The following is a 6,391-nucleotide window of genomic DNA, read 5'->3' on the forward strand; positions in this document are numbered from 1 at the left end:
GCGATCGCGGGCAAGCCCGATCCGGCTCCCTATCAACTGGCGTTAGATTATTTTGGTATTAAAGCGAAACAAGCGATCGCTTTTGAAGACTCTCCCTCCGGCATTCGTTCATCGGTAGGCGCAGGCATTGCGACAATTGGCATTGCCTCAACCTACGACCCCAAAGTTCTCTGCGACTGCGGAGCAATTTTTGCAGTGCCTGATTTCACCTCTCCGCAGTTGTGGACGTGGCTAGATTCTCCCGCAAAAAACGATCCCGATCCTAATTGAATTTATTAACGCTACACTCTCTTCGCTATAAAGCACTGAGGACGAGTAAGAAGAGATCTCTCCGATTTTATGAATGAATTAGGATTGCGATATTTATATTTCTGTGGATGTACAGTTTGATTTTTGTAGAGGTAGGTTTGATAGCCAGAGACCTAATTTATCCCTAAAATTTGGGATAAAGCCGCCCTCCGCCACTTAGGAAAGGATAATGTGTAAATTCTAGGCGATCGCGATCTAAATAGCGCTGCTTAGTTTTACAATGAATTGGCGAAATCTGATAGCTCGAAGTCAAAAAATCAATGGGACACTCTCTGAAGCTTCCTCAAAAGATTATGCTGCTTGGTTCGGGAGAACTCGGCAAAGAATTTGTCATTGCTGCCCAACGTCTGGGCAACTATGTCATTGCAGTGGATCGCTATCATAATGCTCCAGCGATGCAAGTTGCTGATGAATTTGAAGTAATTTCTATGCTTAGCGCTGATGACCTAGAAGCCGTTGTGCAAAAACATCAGCCAGATTTAATTATTCCAGAAATCGAAGCGATAAGGACAGAGAAACTGATTGAATTTGAAAAGAGAGGGTTTACAGTCATTCCGACTGCTACTGCTACCCATTACACGATGAATCGAGACCGAATTAGGGAACTTGCCCATCAACAGTTAGGAATTAGAACTGCTAAATATGCTTATGCAACAAAGTTAGAAGAATTTATTGATGCTTGTGACAAAATTGGGTTTCCCAATGTCGTGAAACCTGTGATGTCATCCTCTGGAAAAGGTCAATCGGTTGTCCATTCGAGCGATGAAGTTGAAGCGGCATGGAAGTATGCGATTGAAGGATCTAGAGGAGATACTCAAAAAGTTATTGTCGAAGAGTTCATTCCTTTTGAATTAGAAATAACCTTGCTAACCATTAAGCAGTGGAATGCTCCGACTATTTTCTGCCCTCCTATTGGTCATCGTCAAGAAAGAGGGGATTATCAAGAATCTTGGCAACCCGCAAAAATGCCAGAAAAATTGCTTTTGGAAGCACAGGCGATCGCGCAAAAAGTTACTGATGCTTTGGGAGGCGCTGGAATCTTCGGGGTGGAGTTCTTTATTACCAAAGATTCTGTAATTTTTTCCGAACTTTCTCCCAGACCTCATGATACGGGAATGGTGACATTAATTTCTCAAAATTTGAATGAATTTGAATTGCATCTAAGAGCAGTTTTAGGCTTACCAATTCCTAAAATAGAACTATTAGGGGATTCAGCAAGTGCAGTAATTCTGGCAAGTAAGCATTCAAATTCAATCGCTTTTATGGAGGTGCAAGAGGCTTTATCTGAACCGAATGTAGATATCCGGTTATTTGGAAAGCCAAATTCTCGCCCTAACCGCAGAATGGGAGTCGCTTTGGCGAAAGCAAGTAATGTCCAAGAGGCGCGGAATAAAGCGACTAAAGCCGCTAGCAAGATTAAAATTGTTAATCAAGACGATCATTATTGATGCTTGATTATTAGAAATCCCCCAACCCCCCTTTTTAAGGGGGGCTAGGATAAGATTCTACCTTTTGCCAAAGAATATAGGGTGGAGCAAATATTTTGTCTTTAAATATGAGAATTGTATTAATAGGTAAATTAAAATTCAGGAGTTAGTCAAGTTGAACGAGCTTATCTTTTCTGATATTCAAAACCATTGGGCGCAAGAGTGTATCAAACAACTACATGAACGAAATCTAATTAGCGGCTACCCAGATGGCAGTTTTCGTCCGAATGCACAGGTGACGCGGGCAGAGTTTGCGGCGCTGGTGCGAAAAGCGTTTCCCAATACTGTCCCGATTCGGAATGCGATTAACTTTGTGGATGTACCTTCAAGTCATTGGGCTTATCAGGCGATTCAAATTGTTTATCGGGCTGGTTTTTTGTCTGGCTATCCAGATCGCACATTTAAGCCCAGCCAGCCGATTCCGCGAGTGCAAGCTTTAGTGGCTTTGGTGTCGGGGTTGAAGTATGGCGCTCCCACAAATCCTAGCGAAATATTAAAGAAGTATTTTGAGGATGCGGCGCAGATTCCCAATTATGCAATTGGCGCGATCGCGTCTGCAACCGAAAGATATCTTATCGTAAATTATCCTAATGTCCGACGCTTTAACCCCAATCAGAATGCCACAAGAGGCGAGATTGCAGCTTTAATCTGTCGCGCTTTAAGCATTTCTGGTGTGCCGTTGCAGTATATTCCAGGGATGGAATTTGTGGTGATTCAACCGCAATTTGATGAAGCTGAAGCTTTTTCGGAAGGATTAGCACGAGTCAAAATTGCTGATAAGTGGGGTTATATCGATAAAACGGGTAAACTCGTAATCTCGCCACAATTTGATGAAGCGGATGCTTTTTCTGAAGGAGTGGCACTAATTAGACAATACGCGCCAAAGAGGCAGTAATGGAAACTCGCGGTGTCTGGATTACCACAACAGATAGCAAAGTTCTGAATTCTCGGCAAAACATTGCTGCGGCGATGGATTTCCTCGCTCAAACTGGGTTCAATGTAGTCTTTCCTGTTATTTGGAATAGCGCCTTTACGCTATATCCCAGTAAAGTGATGCAGGACAATTTTGGAGTCGAAATTGATCCGCGATATCGCGATCGCGATCCCTTGGCTGAAATGGTAACTGAGGCGCGTCGAGTTGGACTTGAGGTGATTCCCTGGTTTGAATACGGATTCGCCGCTTCTTACAATCAAAATGGCGGGCATATTCTTGCGAAAAAACCTGATTGGGGTGCCCGCGATAACAGCGGGAATTTAGTTAAAAAGAATAGTTTCGAGTGGATGAATGCCCTTGATTCTGAAGTGCAGGAATTCTTACTCAATTTAGTGCTAGAAGTTGTCAAAAATTACGATATTAGCGGCATTCAAGGGGACGATCGCCTGCCTGCACTTCCAAGCGAAGGGGGCTACGATCGACGAACAAGCGATCGCTACTTTCAGCAGTTCTTCCAAAATCCTCCACAAAACCCAAAAGATCCGCAATGGCTTCAGTGGCGTGCGGATATTCTCACGGATTTTTTAACTCGCCTCTACCAAGAAGTCATTAATATTAAGCCAGACTTGCTGATTTCACTGGCACCGAGTCCCCACGGTTGGGCACTTCAGGAATACTTGCAAGATCCCAAAGCTTGGAGCGATCGCGGGTTAGTTGATATGATGCATCCACAGTTGTATCGCCGCGATTTCTCTAGTTACAAACAACTGGTTGATAGTCTTGTCGCCCAGCAATTTACCCCGGAACAGCTACCAACCCTGATACCCGGTATTTTACTCAAAGTCGGGGGATATCGCATCAGCGCCGAATACTTGTTGCAAGCGATCGCTTACAATCGCTTTCGTGGCATTCAAGGCGAAGTTTTCTTCTTCTACGAAGGTCTGCGAGAAGACAATGACGCCTTAGCCAAAGCCTTGCGTTCTGGCCCCTACTCCCAGCCTGCACCTTTTAATCCCTCACCATTAAAACAGCTTGGTTTTACCAGTCGGAGAATTGGCGGCAAATATAGCTATATCGACACGACCGGAAAAAGTCTCAGCCAGCCGCAATTTGACTGGGTGGATTCTTTTCATAGCGGGTTGGCGCGAGTCAAAATGGGCTATAAATGGAGCTTTATTGATACTACCGGAAAATTGATTAGCCGATTCCAATTTGATAGCGCTGAGTATTTTAGAGAAGGGATGGCAGCGATAAAAATTGGTAGCAAATATGGTTATCTCGATAATACGGGGAAACTCGTCATTCCGCTGCAATTTGATGAAGCTAAGTCTTTTTCAGAAGGGTTGGCAGCAGTCAAGATAGAGAACAAGTGGGGCTACATCGATCGGAGGAACACTAAGGCGCTAGATGCTCCCCAGGGTTGGATCAACAACTTTCTGCTTCGCTTCCAAACTATTTTTAATCCAAACACCCTCACAATTCCTCCGCAATTTGATAGCGCTGATGCCTTTTCGGAAGGAATGGCACGCATTGGTGTTGGTGGAAAATATGGTTATATTGACACGACGGGAAAGCTGGTAATATTGCCACAATTTGAGGACGCTAAATCTTTTTCAGAAAAATTAGCAGCGGTAAAACTTGCTGGGAAATGGCAGTATATCGATAAAACTGGAAAGGTGGTAATTTTGCCGCAATTTGAGGATGCTGAGTCTTTTGTAGAAGGGCTAGCAGCAGTCAAAATTGCTGGCAAGTGGGGCTATATTAACAAGATAGGAAAGCTGGTCATTCCTACAGAATTTGACAACGCGCAATCCTTTTCCCAAGGATTGGCGCTGGTTAATATTGGTGGATCGTGGCGTTCCGGTGAGAATGGGGAATTGTCTTTCAGCGGCGGGAAGTGGGGCTACATTCGGAATGTGCTGTCTTGAAGGGCTGAGGGCTGTAAGGGTGAGTTTCCCGGTCGTTACTGAGTTGCGGGTGGCAAACGCGATCGCACAGACTGAGCAAAGTCCTCGCGTCCAATCTCTAATTGTGGTGGAACGCCGTTGGGATAGGTTTGAGAGATCAAAGCCTGTAGTTTTTGAATTCGGTTTTCAGGGTTGGGGTGGGTGCTGAAAAACTCCGGGGATTGACCGCCACTCCTGGCACTCGCCAGAATCTGCATCACTTCGACACTGGCTTTAGGGTTATATCCAGCTTGCGCCATAAACTGAACGCCAAGGCGATCGCTTTCTAGTTCGTCCTCCCGTCCGTAGCGCAGATTGACAATCTGGTTCACTGCTTGGGCAATCACTTGTGCCTGCCGACCGCCACCTTGGTCGTCACTCGCCGCAACTCCAACCGCTGTTACCAGTGCTGTACCAAGTTGCTGCTTTGCCAAGCGTTCCGCCCCGTGTCGTCCCACAACGTGCCCGACCTCGTGCCCCAACACAGACGCCAGTTGTGCTTCAGAAGAAAGACGACGCAGCAAACCCGCAGTAATAAAAATTTGTCCTCCCGGCAACGCGAAGGCATTAATCGTTTGAGGGTCGCGCAGCAGATGAAATTCAAAGGGATAGCCGGAAGTCTTCGCCTTTGACTCCTGCACTACCTCATTTCCTACTTTGTCAATATAGTTTTGTAGCGCCGGATCTGGGTACAGACCGCCAAATTTCGCCGCCATTTGCGATCGCGCTTGCAGTCCCAAGACGACTTCCTCCTTTGGCGAAAGTTGCACCCGCTGCTTTTCCCCAGTTACCGGGTTCTCCACTGTCGTAGTGCAGTAACTAACTAACCCAAATAGCATAAGTAACAGTGCAATTCCCAGCCGGATTAGCGCTCTCACTGCTTATTCTCCCGATTTATTCGTCCGGAGGTTATCATACTGCTCGGTAATTTAACATCAGTCCGAAGGATGCTTTATTTAGTTTTTTTGTAGGATGAAGGCAACTCTAGAGCTTGAACCTAAGCGTTTATCCTCTTTTACCCCAATGTTAAATATTATTAATTGAGTAGAAAGTTCGGTGCAATCAATAGACGAATTAGCGCTTTAGGAATCTGAACGTGAAAAGAATGCCGTTTGCCTATCTGTTTGCCTATCTTTTGAGGTAAAGACACTTATATCGTGTGGCAGATAGGATTGCTCTATTTGAACTGTTAATCTGTAAATGTAAAGAAGAGACTATTAAGGAATCAGAACCATGAACATTATTGCTTGGATCGTTTTAGGTCTGATTGCTGGTGCAATTGCTAAAGCTATTTATCCGGGTCATCAAGGCGGTGGTATTCTAGGAACCATCGTACTAGGAATCATTGGAGCTTTCGTAGGCGGTAGTATCGGTACTTTCCTGCAAACGGGGACTCTACAATTAGCAGCTTCTAGCTTGAGCATTCCTGGAATCATTGTCGCTGTTTTAGGCGCAATCGTTGCAGTCTTCCTGTGGAACTTACTCACTCGCCGCGCCGCTTAAGTAGCGCTACATCTGCCACTTCGTTCGGCAGAGTCAAAATGCTCAATCTGCGATCGCAGCTCTTGGGCGAGTCTTGGGCAACTGATTAATTTTCAAGGAAGTGAAAATTGCGTTGTAATAGACGACAGGTAAGTAGTATACGCCTCGTCAGTAGGGGAGTATCAGAGACTCCCCTACACTTTCAATGCAATGAGATCAAAGAACGCGATCGC

At 45.3% G+C, this 6,391-nt stretch carries 6 protein-coding genes; 5 read left to right on the plus strand and 1 reads right to left on the minus strand.

Annotated features, from left to right (window positions below; all coding sequences use genetic code 11):
• From H6F50_RS10140 to H6F50_RS10155, 4 genes are all read left to right on the plus strand, one after another.
• Window positions 1-270 (plus strand): HAD-IA family hydrolase (locus H6F50_RS10140; RefSeq protein ID WP_190428604.1); only part of this gene is annotated, 270 nt, incomplete at its 5' end.
• A 299-nt stretch (window positions 271-569) separates the two neighbouring features.
• On the plus strand, window positions 570-1,757 hold the full coding sequence (gene purT / locus H6F50_RS10145) for a formate-dependent phosphoribosylglycinamide formyltransferase (RefSeq protein ID WP_190428605.1): 1,188 nt from the start codon (window positions 570-572) through the stop codon (window positions 1,755-1,757).
• A gap of 154 nt (window positions 1,758-1,911) precedes the next feature.
• The gene (locus tag H6F50_RS10150; protein ID WP_190410492.1) at window positions 1,912-2,691 is read left to right on the plus strand and encodes an S-layer homology domain-containing protein; all 780 of its coding nucleotides are present in this window, start codon (window positions 1,912-1,914) and stop codon (window positions 2,689-2,691) included.
• Window positions 2,691-4,658 (plus strand): WG repeat-containing protein, encoded by a 1,968-nt coding sequence (locus H6F50_RS10155; protein ID WP_190428606.1) that lies wholly within the window; start codon window positions 2,691-2,693, stop codon window positions 4,656-4,658. Before H6F50_RS10150 ends, H6F50_RS10155 begins: the two co-directional genes overlap by 1 nt.
• 35 nt (window positions 4,659-4,693) lie before the next feature.
• Here the strand turns inward: H6F50_RS10155 and H6F50_RS10160 are convergent, their stop codons facing one another.
• Window positions 4,694-5,515, minus strand: a complete 822-nt coding sequence (locus H6F50_RS10160; RefSeq protein ID WP_190428607.1) for a M48 family metallopeptidase — start codon at window positions 5,513-5,515, stop codon at window positions 4,694-4,696.
• Between the two features lie 394 nt (window positions 5,516-5,909).
• Between H6F50_RS10160 and H6F50_RS10165 the strand changes: the two genes are divergently transcribed.
• The gene (locus tag H6F50_RS10165; protein WP_190410490.1) at window positions 5,910-6,179 is read left to right on the plus strand and encodes a GlsB/YeaQ/YmgE family stress response membrane protein; all 270 of its coding nucleotides are present in this window, start codon (window positions 5,910-5,912) and stop codon (window positions 6,177-6,179) included.
• Window positions 6,180-6,391 lie beyond the last annotated feature (212 nt).

The organism is Coleofasciculus sp. FACHB-712 (assembly GCF_014695635.1).
Classification (GTDB): Bacteria; Cyanobacteriota; Cyanobacteriia; order Cyanobacteriales; family FACHB-T130; genus FACHB-T130.

Bases quoted from the DNA above. Each gene is read 5' to 3' on its own strand.
- purT (WP_190428605.1), top strand. From the start codon at position 570: ATGGGACACTCTCTGAAGCTTCCTCAAAAGATTATGCTGCTTGGTTCG.
- H6F50_RS10155 (WP_190428606.1), top strand. From the start codon at position 2,691: ATGGAAACTCGCGGTGTCTGGATTACCACAACAGATAGCAAAGTTCTG.
- H6F50_RS10160 (WP_190428607.1), bottom strand. From the start codon at position 5,515: ATGCTATTTGGGTTAGTTAGTTACTGCACTACGACAGTGGAGAACCCG.
- H6F50_RS10165 (WP_190410490.1), top strand. From the start codon at position 5,910: ATGAACATTATTGCTTGGATCGTTTTAGGTCTGATTGCTGGTGCAATT.